At 71.2% G+C, this 14,217-nt stretch carries 14 protein-coding genes, 1 tRNA gene and 1 pseudogene; 3 read left to right on the top strand and 13 right to left on the bottom strand.

Annotated features, from left to right (window positions below; genetic code table 11):
• The coding region (locus tag ACOJSN_RS09340) for a 50S ribosomal protein L25/general stress protein Ctc (protein WP_420112224.1) at window positions 1-567 on the bottom strand (567 nt) is incomplete at its 3' end.
• Between the two features lie 191 nt (window positions 568-758).
• Between ACOJSN_RS09340 and ACOJSN_RS09335 the strand changes: the two genes are divergently transcribed.
• Entirely contained in the window at window positions 759-1,625 is an 867-nt protein-coding gene (locus ACOJSN_RS09335; RefSeq protein ID WP_420112223.1) for an alpha/beta fold hydrolase, read from the top strand.
• A 19-nt stretch (window positions 1,626-1,644) separates the two neighbouring features.
• Here ACOJSN_RS09335 and ACOJSN_RS09330 read toward each other — a convergent pair whose 3' ends face one another.
• The 6 genes from ACOJSN_RS09330 to ACOJSN_RS09305 form a co-directional block, all read right to left on the bottom strand.
• Complete coding sequence (locus tag ACOJSN_RS09330; RefSeq protein ID WP_420112222.1) at window positions 1,645-2,193, bottom strand: TetR/AcrR family transcriptional regulator; 549 nt, start codon at window positions 2,191-2,193, stop codon at window positions 1,645-1,647.
• The gene (locus ACOJSN_RS09325; protein ID WP_420112221.1) at window positions 2,190-3,665 is read right to left on the bottom strand and encodes an FAD-dependent monooxygenase; all 1,476 of its coding nucleotides are present in this window, start codon (window positions 3,663-3,665) and stop codon (window positions 2,190-2,192) included. The genes ACOJSN_RS09330 and ACOJSN_RS09325 overlap by 4 nt, the downstream gene beginning before the upstream one ends.
• A 58-nt stretch (window positions 3,666-3,723) precedes the next feature.
• On the bottom strand, window positions 3,724-4,338 hold the full coding sequence (locus ACOJSN_RS09320; RefSeq protein ID WP_420112220.1) for an SIMPL domain-containing protein: 615 nt from the start codon (window positions 4,336-4,338) through the stop codon (window positions 3,724-3,726).
• Window positions 4,339-4,380: 42 nt separating this feature from the next.
• Window positions 4,381-5,364 carry a ribose-phosphate diphosphokinase gene (locus ACOJSN_RS09315; RefSeq protein ID WP_420112219.1) on the bottom strand — a complete coding sequence of 328 codons (984 nt, stop codon included), beginning with the start codon at window positions 5,362-5,364 and terminating at the stop codon, window positions 4,381-4,383.
• Window positions 5,361-6,827: a bifunctional UDP-N-acetylglucosamine diphosphorylase/glucosamine-1-phosphate N-acetyltransferase GlmU gene (glmU, locus tag ACOJSN_RS09310; protein WP_420112218.1), complete on the bottom strand. Its 1,467-nt coding sequence runs from the start codon at window positions 6,825-6,827 to the stop codon at window positions 5,361-5,363. The genes ACOJSN_RS09315 and glmU overlap by 4 nt, the downstream gene beginning before the upstream one ends.
• Window positions 6,828-6,866: 39 nt before the next feature.
• Window positions 6,867-6,938 (bottom strand) — tRNA-Gln (locus tag ACOJSN_RS09305).
• A 183-nt stretch (window positions 6,939-7,121) separates the two neighbouring features.
• On the opposite strand from ACOJSN_RS09305, the pseudogene ACOJSN_RS09300 reads away from it, so the two are divergent.
• A pseudogene (locus tag ACOJSN_RS09300) lies at window positions 7,122-7,733 on the top strand (TetR family transcriptional regulator).
• On the opposite strand, the gene ACOJSN_RS09295 reads toward ACOJSN_RS09300, so the two are convergent.
• Window positions 7,730-8,359, bottom strand: a complete 630-nt coding sequence (locus tag ACOJSN_RS09295; protein ID WP_420112217.1) for a hypothetical protein — start codon at window positions 8,357-8,359, stop codon at window positions 7,730-7,732. The pseudogene ACOJSN_RS09300 and the gene ACOJSN_RS09295 sit on opposite strands and share 4 nt — an antisense overlap.
• Before the next feature lie 64 nt (window positions 8,360-8,423).
• Here ACOJSN_RS09295 and ACOJSN_RS09290 point away from each other — a divergent pair, with 64 nt between their 5' ends.
• Entirely contained in the window at window positions 8,424-8,915 is a 492-nt protein-coding gene (locus ACOJSN_RS09290; RefSeq protein ID WP_420112216.1) for a MarR family winged helix-turn-helix transcriptional regulator, read from the top strand.
• A gap of 17 nt (window positions 8,916-8,932) precedes the next feature.
• Here the strand turns inward: ACOJSN_RS09290 and ACOJSN_RS09285 are convergent, their stop codons facing one another.
• The 5 genes from ACOJSN_RS09285 to ACOJSN_RS09265 form a co-directional block, all read right to left on the bottom strand.
• Entirely contained in the window at window positions 8,933-9,859 is a 927-nt protein-coding gene (locus ACOJSN_RS09285) for a 4-(cytidine 5'-diphospho)-2-C-methyl-D-erythritol kinase (RefSeq protein ID WP_420112215.1), read from the bottom strand.
• Complete coding sequence (gene rsmA / locus ACOJSN_RS09280) at window positions 9,856-10,740, bottom strand: 16S rRNA (adenine(1518)-N(6)/adenine(1519)-N(6))-dimethyltransferase RsmA (RefSeq protein WP_420112214.1); 885 nt, start codon at window positions 10,738-10,740, stop codon at window positions 9,856-9,858. Before rsmA ends, ACOJSN_RS09285 begins: the two co-directional genes overlap by 4 nt.
• A 67-nt stretch (window positions 10,741-10,807) precedes the next feature.
• Window positions 10,808-12,088, bottom strand: a complete 1,281-nt coding sequence (locus ACOJSN_RS09275; RefSeq protein WP_420112213.1) for a transglycosylase family protein — start codon at window positions 12,086-12,088, stop codon at window positions 10,808-10,810.
• A 190-nt stretch (window positions 12,089-12,278) separates the two neighbouring features.
• Complete coding sequence (locus ACOJSN_RS09270) at window positions 12,279-13,382, bottom strand: G5 domain-containing protein (protein WP_420112212.1); 1,104 nt, start codon at window positions 13,380-13,382, stop codon at window positions 12,279-12,281.
• Between the two features lie 156 nt (window positions 13,383-13,538).
• Window positions 13,539-14,195, bottom strand: coding sequence for a TatD family hydrolase (locus tag ACOJSN_RS09265; RefSeq protein WP_420112211.1), 657 nt, complete (start codon window positions 14,193-14,195; stop codon window positions 13,539-13,541).
• Window positions 14,196-14,217: the final 22 nt, after the last annotated feature.

Below are 14,217 nucleotides of genomic sequence, written 5' to 3'. Positions count from 1 at the left end.
GTCGGCCTCGAGGTCCTCGGCCGACGCACGGGGCACGCTGATGACGACCACGGTGGTCTCCGGGTCGGTCTCGAGCTCGACGCCCTCGGGCAGCACGATGTCGGAGGCGCGCACGGCGTCGCCCTCCTCGAGACCCTCGATCGACGCGACGAGCCCCTCGGGGATGCTGAGCGCGTCGGCACGCACCGACAGCGTCTGCGACTCCACCGTGTGGATGGTGTCCGGAGCGGACTCGCCCTCCACGTGGACCGGGATGTCGACGACGACCTTCTCGCCGCGCCGGATGATCACCAGGTCGAGGTGGTCGATCGTGCGCTTGACCGCGTCACGCTGGACGTCCTTGGTCAGCGCGAGCTCGGTGCGACCGTCGAACTCCAGCGTCAGCAGCGCGTTGGCGTTGCCCTTGAGCGCGAGGAACGTGTCGTGGCTGGGGAGCGCGAGGTGGATCGGGTCGGTGCCGTGGCCGTAGAGGACGGCGGGGATCAGACCCGCGCGGCGGGTGCGGCGCGCCGCACCCTTGCCGAACTCGGTGCGGACGGTCGCGGCCAGCGTGCTGGTGTCAGCCATGGGAGTGCTCTTTCGTCGTGAGGAGGTCGTGGTGCTCCTCGACGCGGGACGCCGGGCGGACGGCGCCTCACAAGCGCTCCGCCACGTCGATCACGGACAGCGGCCTGGTGGCCGTCCGACGTCCCTCGCCGAGGCAACGCCGGACAGCATACCGGACGCCACGACCCTTACCGTGTTGTACCATTTGGTACATGTCGTCGGATTCGGAGATACGAACAGTTGAGCTCTCAGCCGGGCACCTCGCCTACCAGGACACCGGCGGAGACGGGCCCGTGCTGCTGCTCCTGCATGGCGTCATGATGGATGCCACGGTCTGGGACCCGGTGCTTCCCCTGCTGCCGCCCGGTCTGCGCGTCGTGCGGCCGACGCTGCCGCTCGGGAGCCACCGGCTCCCGCTCCGCCGCCCCGAGATGGCGACCCACCACGGGGTGGCTGAGCTGGTGGGCGAGTTCATGGAGGCACTCGATCTCGACGACGTCGCGCTCGTGCTCAACGACTGGGGCGGAGCGCAGCTGTTGCTGGCCGAGCGACCGGCTCGTGTGACTCGCGCCGCGCTCGTGGCGTGCGAGGCGTTCGACAACTTCCCACCTGGCATGCCCGGCAAGATGATCGCGGCCAGCGCGGCGATCCCCGGCGCGATGCTGCTGACGGCACACCTGCAGCGGTTCGACTGGTTCCGCCGCGCGCCGGGCGGATGGGGCTCGATGTTCAAGCACCCGGTGCCGAGCTCCGTCATGGACGGGTGGTTCGAACCGGTCCGGCTGAACGCAGCGATCCGGCGCGACCTGCGCACGTTCGCCGGGTCCACGCCCACCCGCACGCAGAGGCGCTGGCTCGCCGAGGCGATGCGTGAGCTCGACATCCCGGTGCTCGTGGTGTGGGCGAGCGAGGACCGACTCATGCCGCGCGAGCATGGTGAGCGGCTCGCGGAGCTGCTGCCGCAGGGCCGGCTCGTCGAGATCGACGACAGCTACACCGTGGTGCCGCAGGATCAACCGGCGGCCCTCGCGCGAGCACTGTCGGAGCTGCTGGAGCGAGACGCGAACAGCGCACGCTGACGGATCGGCCGGACCTCGCTCAGCGCCGCGGGCCGGCGTAGCTCGTGAGGAAGTCGACGATGATCGCGTCGGCACGGGCCCGGTCTCCGCCCAGTGCCAACTCGAAGAGGACTCCGCGGGCCAGCGCCAGCGACGTCTGCGCGATCGACGCGGCGCGTTCGCGGTCGTGACCGGCGCGCATGTAGTAGTCGGTGAGCCGCTCGTTCCAGACCCCGATCCAGGTCCGCAGTGACGACGCCCACTCGTGCCCGTGCATCGCTGCGGCAGCCAGCTCGAAGAACAGCGGGCCGAACGTCGACGCCTCGTCGGCGAGGCGCTTCCAGAGCAACTGGCCCGCCTCGACAGGATCGCGACCGCCGTCGAGCATCTCGTCGAGGTAACGCGCCTGAGCAGCCCACGTCACGTCGACGACGGCGGCCAGCAGGTCCTCCCGCGACCGGAAGTGGTACAGCAGCATGCGATGGCTGCTGCCGACGCCCGCCGCCACGGTGCGCAGACTCGTGTCACCGACCCCGTTCTGCATGAACCAGGCGACAACCTTGGCCAGCAGATCGTCTCGTGCGCTCACGACTGCCGATCGTAGGCGCGACTCGACGCCGCTACCGCACCAGCGACGGCGTTCATGTCAGTGCCGCGGTAGCCGATGTGCCCGTCCGGGCGCACGAGGACCACGCCGCGGCTCATGCGGTAGCGGCGCCGCACCCGACCGCCGGGATCGGATTGGTCGTCGATGTCGAGCACCGTGATCGGCTCCGGGATCGGCAGCTGCACCACGCCGGCGAACCGGAGCAGGGTGAACCGGTCTGCCCGCAGATGGTCATGGACGGTCCCGCCAGCGAACGCAGCGTCGGGAGCTCGGTCGCCCACCGTGGGCACGCGGCCGCGGCCGCTCCGGTAGGACAGGTCGATCTGGGAGTTGGTACGGCTCGCGGCGCGCGCGGCCACGGACGAGGTGCTGACGAGGCGGAGCATCGCGTCCCGCAGGGTCCGCGCAACGGGGTGTCGCAGCGCGAACATCCGGCGGCGCCCCTCGACCTCGCGGATCACCGCTGCGGCGACACCACGGCGTTCCCGCGCGTAGTCGTCGAGGAGCGCCGGCGATGCTCCGCCGGCCACTCGGGCGAGCCGCCAGGCCAGTCCCACCGCATCCTGGATACCCAGGTTCATGCCCTGGCCACCGAACGGCGGGAAGATGTGCGCAGCGTCGCCCGCCAGCAGCAACCGGTCAGCGCGGTAGGCATCGGCAAGGCACAGTCGGCTCCGGAACACCGACGACCATTCGACCTGCTGGATCTCCAGCCCCAGCATGCCGCGGCGATCCAGCAACGCCTGCAGCGAGGCTCGGTTCGGGGCCTCGTCCTCGGCGACCTCCTCGTCCGTGACGTCGACGAAGATGCGCCACACGCCCGAGTCGGGCAGTCGCATCATCATGAGGGGGCCATCGGCACCCAGCCACATCGCGCCGTCACTCAGGCTGGGCTCGACCTCGAGGCGGACATCGGCGAGGTGGTAGATCTCGCCGGTGTTCACCCCGGCGAACGCGATGCCCGCGGACTCCCGCACCAGACTGCCCGCGCCGTCGGCGCCCAGCACCCAGTGCGCCCGGATCGCACCGTCCGCCGTGCCCAGGGTGACGCCGGTCGCATCACCGTGCACCTCGGTGACCGCGCGGCCCCACTCCACCGAGCCGCCGAGTTCGGCCAGCCGGTCACGCAACATCACCTCGAGTCCGTGCTGAGGAATCACATAGGTGTACGGATACGGGCTGTCGGGTGGGATCCACCGCTGCTCCGCGATGACCCGGTCGCCCCGCATGATCGAGCTGCCGCCCAACCGGTAGGCGACCTGCTGGACCCGGTCGGCCACGCCGAGCATGGCCAGCAACTCCATCGATCGGGCCTGAAGGCCCAGTGCGCGGGACGCCTGACTCGCGCGGTCGCGCCGCTCGAGCACCCGCGCCTCGACACCGTGGTGGGCCAGGGCGATCGCCGCCGTCAACCCCGTCGGGCCGGCACCGACGATCGCGATCGATTCCCTCATGTACCAAATGGTACATGAGGGAGACGGCCGCGTGCGAGATCAGACTGCAACGCCGCCCTCAGATCCGGGGCGCCAGCTCCCAGGTGACAGTCACGGAGGCGTCCACCGACGTCTGGCCCGGCTCCACCGGCATCGATCCCGCCGGCGCTGCGAACGCCACCTTCGGCATCGGTCCAGGGGCGGTGCCGACGGCCCCCTCGGTGATCGAGGTGACCTCCCCCAGTGCTCGCCCGGCGCGGGCCGCGTACGCCTCCGCGATCCGGCGTGCCTCGTCGAACGCCGCATCACGCGCCTGCACCAGCGCTTCCCTGGTGTCGGAGACCGCGAAGTCCATCGAATCCATCGTCGCGTCGACGCCACCCGCCGCGAGCGCCGCGTGCACCAGGTCACCGGCAGTCGCCACCTCGCGCATCCGCACCTGCAGCCCGAGCCGCACGTGCGTGACCGTGGTGTTCGTCCCGGCGCCATCGGTCACAACCTCGCGCCAGATCGTGCTCCTGCTGGTACGCAGACCCGCACGGTCCACACCACCCTCGAGCAGCGAGTCACGCATCCGGGCGAGAGACTCCTCGGCGGTGCGCAACGCCGTCGAGATATCCGTGGAACGTACGTCCACACCCAGCGACGCCAGCACGATGTCGGGCACGGTCTCCACCGAGGCCGATCCGGTCACGGTGACACCTTGGGCTCGACGCATCGTGCTCACTCTCCTGGGTTATGAGTTCCCGTCGAACAGGCTCGTGACCGAACCGTCGTCGAACACCTCGCGGATCGCGCGGGCGATCAGCGGAGCGATCGAGAGCACCACCAGGTTGGGGAACTGCTTCTCCGGCGGGATCGGGAGCGTGTCGGTGACGACCACCTCGCGCGCGCCGCACTCCTGCAACCGGGAGGGCGCGGGATCCGACAGCACACCGTGGGTCGCGACCACGATCACCGAGCTCGCACCCTCCGCGAGCAGCACCTTGACCGCTTCGGCGATCGTGCCGCCGGTGTCGATGAGGTCGTCGACGAGCACGCACTCGCGCCCCTCCACGTCACCGACCACGCGGTTCGCCTTGGCCTGGTTCGGGCGCGTGATGTCACGCGTCTTGTGCACGAACGCGAGCGGGCATCCGCCGAGCTTGGCCGCCCACTGCTCGGCCACCCGGATGCGGCCGGCATCCGGCGAGACAACCGTGACGTTGTCGAGGTCAACCCGTCCGCGCACGTGGTCCACGAGGATCGGCATCGCCCACAGGTGATCGACCGGACCATCGAAGAACCCCTGCGTCTGCGCGGCGTGCAGGTCCACGCTCATCAGCCGGTTCGCGCCCGCGGTCTTGAACATGTCAGCGACCAGGCGGGCCGAGATCGGCTCACGGCCACGGTGCTTCTTGTCCTGCCGCGCATACCCGTAGAACGGGAGCACGGCCGTGATCGAGTTGACCGAGGCGCGCTTGAGCGCGTCGACCATCAGCAGCTGCTCCATGATCCACTGGTTGATCGGTGCCGTGTGCGACTGCAGCACGAACGCCTCGGCGCCGCGGACGCTCTCGGCGAACCGCACGTAGATCTCGCCGTTCGCGAAGTCGTACGCCGTGGTGGGCACCACCTCGATGCCGAGCTCGGCCGCGACGTCCTGAGCGAGCTGCTGATGGGCCCGCCCGCTCACGAGCACCAGCCGCTTCTCGCCGAGGTTGGTGATGCCTGTCGTCATGCGCGGTCCTCGGACTCAATGGTGGGCTGCTCGCCCGCTGCCAGGGCGGCCTTGGCAGCTGCGCCGTCGGGGTACCTGCTGGTGACCCAGCCCTCGATCGTGCGCTGCTTGCCCTCGGTCACCGCGAGCGCCCCCGCTGGCACGTCGCGTCGGAGCACCGCGCCGGCACCCGTGTACGCGCCGTCGCCCACGGTCACCGGCGCCACCAGCATCGTGTCGCCGCCGATCTTCACGTGGGAGCCGATCGTCGTGCGGTGCTTGTGGGTGCCGTCGTAGTTCAGCGTGACGCTCGCCGCGCCGATGTTGGTGTGCTCGCCGATCCTGGCATCGCCGATGTAGGACAGGTGCGGCACCTTGGAGCCCGCGCCGATCTCGGCGTTCTTGGTCTCCACGTAAGCACCGATCTTGCCCGCCTCGCCGAGCACCGTGCCCGGCCGCAGGTAGGAGAACGGACCGACCGACGCCTGCGGTCCGATGACCGCGAGGCTGCCGTGCGTGCGCGCCACCGTGGCGTTCTCGCCCACCTCGACGTCGGTGAGCGTGGTGTCAGGGCCGATCACGGCCCCGGTGGCGACCACGGTCGCACCGTGCAGCTGGGTGCCGGGCAGCAACGTCACGTCGGGGGCGAGCTCGACCTCGGCGTCCACCCAGGTGGTGGCCGGGTCGACGATCGTGACGCCGTCGAGCATCCAGCGCTGCAGGATGCGGCGGTTGAGCTCGGCGCCCAGCGTCGCGAGCTGGGAGCGGTCGTTGACGCCCTCGACGAGGATCGAGTCCTCGGCGATCACAGCGGCGACCCGCTTGCCGGACTCTCGGGCCAGCGCGAGCACGTCGGTGAGATACACCTCGCCCTGCGCGTTGTCGCGGCCCACGGATCCGAGCCCGTCGCGCAGCGCAACGGCGTCGAAGACGTAGATCGACGCGTTGATCTCGCCGATCGACCGCTGCTCGGGCGTGGCGTCCTTCTCCTCCACGATCGCGGCAACGGCACCATCCGCGTCGCGGACGATCCGGCCGTACCCCGTGGGATCATCCACCTCGGTGGACAGTGCCGTGACGGCGTTGCCATCGGCGTGGTGCACCTCGAGCAGTGCGGCGAGGGTGCCGACATCGAGGAGCGGCACGTCGCCCGCGAGGACCACGATGGCGCCGGCTACCGGGGCCGAGGTCGCTGCGTCGAGCGACTCCAGCGCGCACTGCACCGCTCGGCCGGTGCCGGGGATCTCGTCCTGGTCGGCGATGATCGCCTCGGGGTCGAGCTCGGCGATGTGCGCCACGACGGCGTCGCGTTCGTGGCGGACCACGGTCACCAGATGATCGGGGGCGAGTCCACGGGCGGTCGTCAGGACGTGTCCGACGAGGCTGCGGCCGCCGATGCGGTGCAGCACCTTCGGGGTGGCGGACTTCATCCGGGTACCGGCACCCGCGGCGAGCACGATGACGGCTGCGGGGTTGCTGCTCACCGCGCCACTGTAGCCCGGCGCCGTCACTGCCGAAGACCGCTCCGCCTCCAGGATTCGAACCTGGACTGCACGGCACCAAAGGCCGGCGTGCTGCCGTTACACCAAGGCGGACCGAGGGTCCCAGTGTGCCAGGTACCGCCCGCACCGGCGTGACGCGGCCGCACACGCCGAGATCGCTGTTCTGGGTCGACCTCGCGGATCCATACGCGCGATCTCGACCCAGAACCGCGATCTCGGCGTGGACAAGGACTACGGCATGATGGCCGGGTGAGCGAGACCACACGCCGGCCCCGGATGACGGGCAAGCAGCGGCGCGAGCAACTGCTCGAGGTCGGCCGCTCGCTGTTCGCCGAGAAGGGATTCGACGCCACCAGCGTCGAGGAGATCGCCGCGCGCGCCCAGGTGTCGAAGCCGGTGGTGTACGAGCACTTCGGCGGCAAGTAGGGCTTGTACGCGGTCATCGTCGATCGCGAGGTCGAGGTGCTGCTGGGCTCCCTCACCGCCGCACTATCCCGGCGCGGGCACCCCAAGGTCACGGTCGAGGCCGCGGCATTCGCGCTGCTGGACTACATCGAGGAGCACACCGACGGATTCCGGATCCTCGTGCGCGACTCCCCCGTGGCACAGGCCACCGGCACGTTCTCCTCGCTGATCGGCGATGTCGCCAGCCAGGTGGAGCACATCCTCACCGCCCAGTTCACTCGTCAGGGCCTGGCGGTCGAGCACGCGCCGATGTACGCACAGATGCTCGTCGGCATGATCGCCCTCACCGGGCAGTGGTGGCTCGAGACCCGCACACCGGACAAGGCGGAGGTCGCCGCACACCTGGTCAACCTGGCCTGGAACGGGCTGCGTGGCATCGAGCCGGAGCCCGAGCTCACCCGTACCTGGCAGGCGCGTTCCTAGGAGCGGCCCGCCACCCAAATCCGCGCGAGCTCGGCAACCTTGACCGGGCACGCAGCGAGCGCGGCCTCGAACCCCTCGGTCCGCACCGACATCGACCCGGCGGTCCAGTCGCTGGCCACCACGTGGGTGCCGTCCCACCAGAACGAGGTGTAGGGCTCCCCATCGAGCAGCAGGTCGTACCGGTGCGCCGCCTCCAGCGCGAGCCCGGGGATGTCGACCGCCTCGACTCCGCGGCCCACGAACTCGGCGTCGTGAATCTCCCGGTCTCCGTGCTCGTCGAACTGGCGGAACGCGGCGCGATCGCCGCCCGAGCTCGCCAGGTCCACCAGGATCCGCCACCCGAGGTAGGACGGCACCGCATCCTGGTCGAGCAGCACCCCGTCCACGCTCACACCCCGCTCATCGCGGACACCCAAGGTGACCACCCCGCTCAGCGCCTCCGCGAACCGGTACCCGGCCCAGTCGCTCGAGGCGGCTCCCAGGTCGGTGACCTGCTCCGCCCGATAGATCGCTCCGCCGTCGAGAAGGAAGCAGATGAACGTGGCGAGCTGACCTTCGCGGGAGTCACGAAGCAGGACCCCGGTCTGTTGGTCGCCGTCGTAGAACGCGTCGCTGTGGATAACCATGTCTCCACCATGCAACGGCCGGCGACGTCTGCCAAGGGGGTGCCGTCCCGTACCCTCGGGGACCATGGAGGACGAGGTCGACAGGATCGTCGACGCCTGGCGGCGCGAGCGCCCCGATCTCGATCCCGCCCCGCTGCACGTGTTCTCGCGGATCTCCCGGCTCGCGCGGCACCTGGAGCTGGCACGCCGTGCGGCATTCGCGGCCCGCGGGCTGGAGCCCTGGTCGTTCGACGTGCTGTCCGCGCTGCGGCGGGCCGGGGCACCGTACGAGCTCACGCCCGGCGTGCTGATGTCGCAGACGCTCGTGTCCTCGGGGACGATGACCAACCGGGTGGATCGGCTGGTGGCGGCGGGGCTCGTGGAACGGCACGGACACCCGGGCGACCGCCGGGTGGTGGTCGTGCGGCTGACCGATCCGGGCGTCGCGGCGGTCGACGCCGCGATGGCCGACCTGCTCGACCGTGAGAGCGCCCTGCTCGCTGCGCTCGACAAGGGCGAGCCCGCGGTTCTCACCACCGCGCTCCGCGACCTGCTGCGCCCGTTCGACGGCGACTGACCAGTCGGTCTCCGACCTCAGTCGGTCTCCGCGCGCACGGGTTCGACCAGCCGGGCACCGAGGGCAGGTCCGGTGACCACGAGGGTCTCGTCGGCCACGCCTGCGGCCGTGACGGCATCGGCGATCTCCGCGGCATCACCCGGGCCGGCGGCGAGCGCGACCACGGTGGGGCCGCTGCCCGAGACGATCGCCGCGAGCGCGGGGGTCTGATCGAAGGCGTCCAGGACATGCTGCAGGTCGGGGCGGAGATGGATCGCGGCCGGTTGCAGGTCGTTGTCAAGGTGGCGGGCAAGCTCGTGCGGATCGCCCTGGACGAGCGCGTGCATGAGGGCGGGGTCGACCTCGGGCGTGGCAGTGGAGCCGGGGTTCTGGGCGTCCCACGCCTCGAACACGCGTGGGGTGGACAGGCCGGTCTCGGACAGCGCGAGGACCCAGGTGAACCGGCCACGAGCCAGCGCCGGCGTGAGTGCGTCGCCGCGGCCGGTGCCCACCGCCGTCTGGCCGGTGAGCGCGAACGGGACGTCGGCCCCGAGTTCGGCGGCGAGCTCGCCCAGCTCCTCGCGCGCCAGTCCGGTGTCCCACAGCAGGTCGCAAGCAAGAAGAGCGGCGGCGGCGTCGGCGGAACCGCCGCCCATGCCTCCGGCGGTGGGCACGCCCTTGGTCACGCGCAGGTGGACCCCCTTGTCGGTCCCGGTCGCCTCCGCGAGCAGCCGGGCCGCGCGCCACGCGAGGTTCGAGGAGTCGGTGGGCACGTTGTCGGCGGACCGGCCGGTCACGGAGAGGGAGATCTCGTCGGCCGGCTCGGCGACCACGTCCTCGTACAGGCTCACGGCCTGGAACACGGTGGCCAGCGGGTGGTAGCCATCCTCACGCACCGACCCGACCTTGAGCGCGAGGTTGATCTTTCCGGGCGCCCGGACGTGCACGCTCGCCGGTGCACTCATGCGCGCACGTCCCCCTGTTCGGCAATCGCGGCGAACTGGGTGATGTCGAGGCGCTCGCCTCGCAGGCTGGGGTCCACACCCGCAGCGCGCAGCGCCGCCTCGGCCCGTTCGGCGGATCCTGCCCACCCGGTCAGGGCTGCGCGCAGCGTCTTGCGCCGCTGCGCGAACGCCGCGTCGACGACGGCGAAGGTCGCCTCGCGCGTGGCGCTCGTGCTGGGCGGCTCTCGCCTCACCAGGCGCACCAGGGCGGAGTCGACGTTCGGGATCGGCCAGAACACCGAGCGGCCCACGCTTCCGGCTCGGGCGGCGTGGGCGTACCAGGCGGCCTTGGCCGAGGGCACCCCGTAGGTGCGGGAACCCGGCGGCGCGGCGAGCCGGTCGGCCACCTCGGCCTGCACCATCACGAGCGCGCTGCGCAGCGACGGGAGCGTCACGAGGGCGTGCAGCAGCACCGGCACAGCCACGTTGTAGGGCAGGTTCGCCACCAGCGTGGTCGGTGCGCCGATCGTGGCGTCATCGGCGGCGATCGTCATGGCATCGGCGTGCACCACCTGCAGTCGCGCCGCCGCATCGGGAGCCGCCGCCGCGACCGTGCCGGGCAGCGCCGCGGCGAGCCGGTCGTCGATCTCGACCGCGACCACGTGCGCTCCGGTGGCCAGCAGACCCAGCGTGAGGGAGCCGAGTCCGGGGCCCACCTCCAGCACCCGGTCCTCGGCCGAGACCTCAGCCACGCGAACGATCCGACGGATCGTCCCGCCGTCGACCACGAAGTTCTGACCGAGAGCCTTGGTGGGCCGTACGTCCAGCCGCGCCGCCAACGCGCGCACGTCCGACGGGGTCAGCAACCCCGCGTCAGGGGTTGGCGGCTCGCTCAGGGTCACGCCGCGAGCCTGCCACAGGTGGCGCGTGCGGGCGGCACGGACGCCGAGACCGAGGCTCAGCCCGGCGTCAGCGCAGGCCGAGCTTGGCGGAGCAGGCGGGCCACTGGCCCCAGCCCGCGCGCGCCTGCAGGATCTTCGCGCGCTCGGTCTGCTCAGCCGCACTGGCCTCCGACGGCAGGCCGGAACCGCCCACCGCCTGCCAGGTGGACAGCGAGAACTGGTAGAGGCCGTAGTAGCCGTTGCCGGTGTTCGTGGTCGGGTTGCCGCCGGACTCGCACTGGGCGAGAGCGGCCCAGACGTCGCTGCCCACGGAGCTGCTGCCACCGCTGGAGCCGCCGGAACCGGAGCCGGAGCCGCCGGAGCTGCCGGAACCGCTCGACGTGGGCTCGGGGGCCGGACGCTCGGCGGTGCCGTACTCGACCACGCGGTCCTCGGGCTCCGTGGTGACCTCGGTGCTGACGAGGCGACTGGAGACCACCTTGCCGTCGACCTTGTACTCCACGTAGGTGTAGGTGCGCTCACCCTCGGAGCCCTCGGAGACCACCCGGGACTGGTCCTCGTACAGGTCGTCGGTGCTGCGCTCCACGGTCTCGAAGTCGATCGACTCGGTGCGGGAGTTCTCCTCGGTCGCGATCCGGGTGATCGTGACCACGGGGGTACCGTCGTCGGCGGTCGAGATGCTCACGCGGTCGGAGTCCCCGACCTCGATCTCGGCACGCAGCAGCGCGGTCCCGAGGTCGGCGACGCCCTCGATGTCCACGGTGCGGGAGTCGCCGTCGACCTCGAAGATCACCGGGCCGTCCTGCACGAGGGGCAGGTCGAGCGCGAGGCGACCCTCGCTGCGGGACGCGGTCACGGTGGCGGTGCGGCCACTCGCCGCGAGATCGGTGAGGGCCTGCGCGGTGGTGTCGCCCACGGTCCACAAGTTCACCGGTGCGCCGTCGAGCGTGACCTGGATCTGCTCGGCGTAGCGGACCACGACCTCGGAACCGTCGGTGAGTGGCTCGTCGACGCCCGGCACCACGAGGTCGTGCTCGCCCAGCGTGATGCCCTCGTCGGCCAGCAGCCCGGCCACGGAACCGGAGAAGGTGGACACGCTGATCGTCTCGCCGTCGACGTCCACGTCGACAGTCTTGTGCGCCGCAGCGACAGCCGACGCGGTGCCGCCGAGCACGAGCAGTGCGGCGATGCCCACAGCCAGCAGCTTGCCGCGCTTGCGACGTCCCGGCGCGGCGGCCGTCTCGTCGGGCTCGCCCGTGCTGGTCGAGTCGGGCTCGTCGGGGTGCTCGACGGCGTCCAGCACCTCGGTCTGCTCGGGCGGGTTCTCGTCGTGGTCAGGTGTTGTCACGGAGGGGTCCTGATGCGATCACGCGAGACGTCGGTACGGTCTCGCTGCGGGGCGCCACGTCAGGGTCGGTCTGACCCGGGGCGCACGGGGGCTCATGGCCGCTGGCCACCGTAACCGAATCGTGACCTTCCGCCAAGTGCTGGTGAGTGAGGTCACCGCCCGCGTGAAGGTCCTGTGTGCTCCGACCCGCTCAGTACCAGCCCACGGACTGGCTGTGCGCCCAGGCGCCACACGGGCTGCCATAACGGCCCTGGATATAGCCCAACCCCCACTTGATCTGGGTGGCGGGGTTCGTCTGCCAGTCGGACCCGGCTGTGGCCATCTTGGAGCCCGGAAGCGACTGCGGGATGCCGTACGCACCCGAACTCGGGTTCTGCGCGTACGGGTTCCAGTTGCTCTCGCGCTGCCAGAGGCGGTCGAGGCAGCTCCACTGGTCCGAGCCCCAGCCGTAGGCGGAGAGCATCGACTGCGCGATCGAGCGCGGGTTGCCGCCCGAGTACGTGGGCATGGAGCTGCTGCTGCCTCCGGAGGAGCTGGACGAGCCGGAGGAACCCGACGAGCCGGACGACGTCGTGGTCGAGACCGATCCGGTGCCCACCAGGACGACCTTGTCGACCGGCTGGGAGGCCACGACCGTGTTGAGCTCGGTGCGCTGGGTGACCTCGCCGTCGGCATAGGTCGCCTGGATCGTGGTGACGCGGGACCCCTCGACGCCCTCGGTCTGCACCTGAGTGGTGCCGGTGGGCAGGCGGGAGGTGCGCTGCTCGACCGTCTCGAACGGGAGCGTCTCGACCTCGGTCTCGATCCGGGTGCCGACGCGCTCGACGGCGATCTCCGCGCCCTCCGCAGGTGCCTCACCCATCGGCGCGGAGACCACGTCGTCGAGGTCGACCACGATGCCGGCGTCGATGAGCGTGTCGGCGAGGATCTGGCTGGTGGACCCGGTGAGCTCGACGGTCTCGCCATCGACGGTCACCACGAACGTCACCGGGTCGCCTGCTTCGAGCAGCAGTGGCTCGCGGTAGCCATCGTTGCGGGAGACCTGCGCCCACACGTCGTCACGACCCGAGACATCGGCGAGCCCGCCGGACGTGCCCGCGCCGCCGCCGTCGGCATCGTTGTTGCTGCTGGCGTTCGCGAACGAGAGCGATCCCACGAGCACCACGGCCAGCGCACCCGCACCGAGCGCGAAGCGCAGGGGTCGAGGAATCGACGCGCTCGCGGGCGTGTCCGCACGGTGACTACGACGGCTCTCGGAGCGCACGCTCGCTGCGCTCCCGTTGTCGGAGGGCACTGGAGGGGGTGTCCTTCGGTCTGGGACAGGGACTGGGCGGCCAACAAGGCCGATAGGGCACCGTAACCGATTCGTGATCATCCGGGAAGTCGAGGGCTCGTCGCCTTCACATCTCCTCCACATGCCTCCCGGCGCCCGCAGCCGGGACCGCGGGCCTCACCAGGGCCCGTAGATCCTCGTCGTGTTCTCGTGCAGCTGCTGGCAGAGCGGCTCGAGCTCCTCATCGCGGACCTCGGCCAGGCGACGCACGGTGAGCGGCAGCAGGTAGGGCGCGTTCGGGGCGCCGCGGTGCGGGGCCGGGGTGAGGTAGGGCGCGTCGGTCTCGACCAGCAGCCGCGAAGCGGGCACCACGGCAGCGGCCTCGCGCACCACGTCGGCGCTCCCGAACGTCACCGGTCCGGCGAACGAGAGGTAGTAGCCCAGGCGCGCACACTCGGCCGCCATCTCGGCGTCACCGGAGAAGCAGTGGAACACCGTGACCTCGGGGGCGCCGTCGGCGGCGAGCACCTCGAGCACCTCGGCGTGCGCGTCGCGGTCGTGGATCTGCATCGGCAGACCCAGCTCCTTGGCGAGCGCGATGTGGGCGCGGAACGACTCCCGCTGCACCTCCCGGCCCCGCACACCCGCGCGGAAGAAGTCGAGCCCGGTCTCCCCCACCGTGCGCACCCGCGGGTCGCGGGCAAGCTCAGCGATGCGGGCGATCGCGTCCTCGAGCGAGGTCTCGTGCCGCGGCGCCGGCGCCGGCGCCAGGGCGTCGGGGGCGACCTCGCGCCCCCCCGCGTGCCGCCCCGCCGCGGTGGGGGGGCTCGCCACCCCCCCCCCCCAGCACGGGTAC

This window comes from Pseudactinotalea sp., from assembly GCF_048594945.1.
Lineage (GTDB): Bacteria > Actinomycetota > Actinomycetes > Actinomycetales > Beutenbergiaceae > Pseudactinotalea.
The sequence above is the reverse complement of the archived record's forward strand: the minus strand, read 5'-3'. Positions and strand labels throughout refer to the sequence as shown.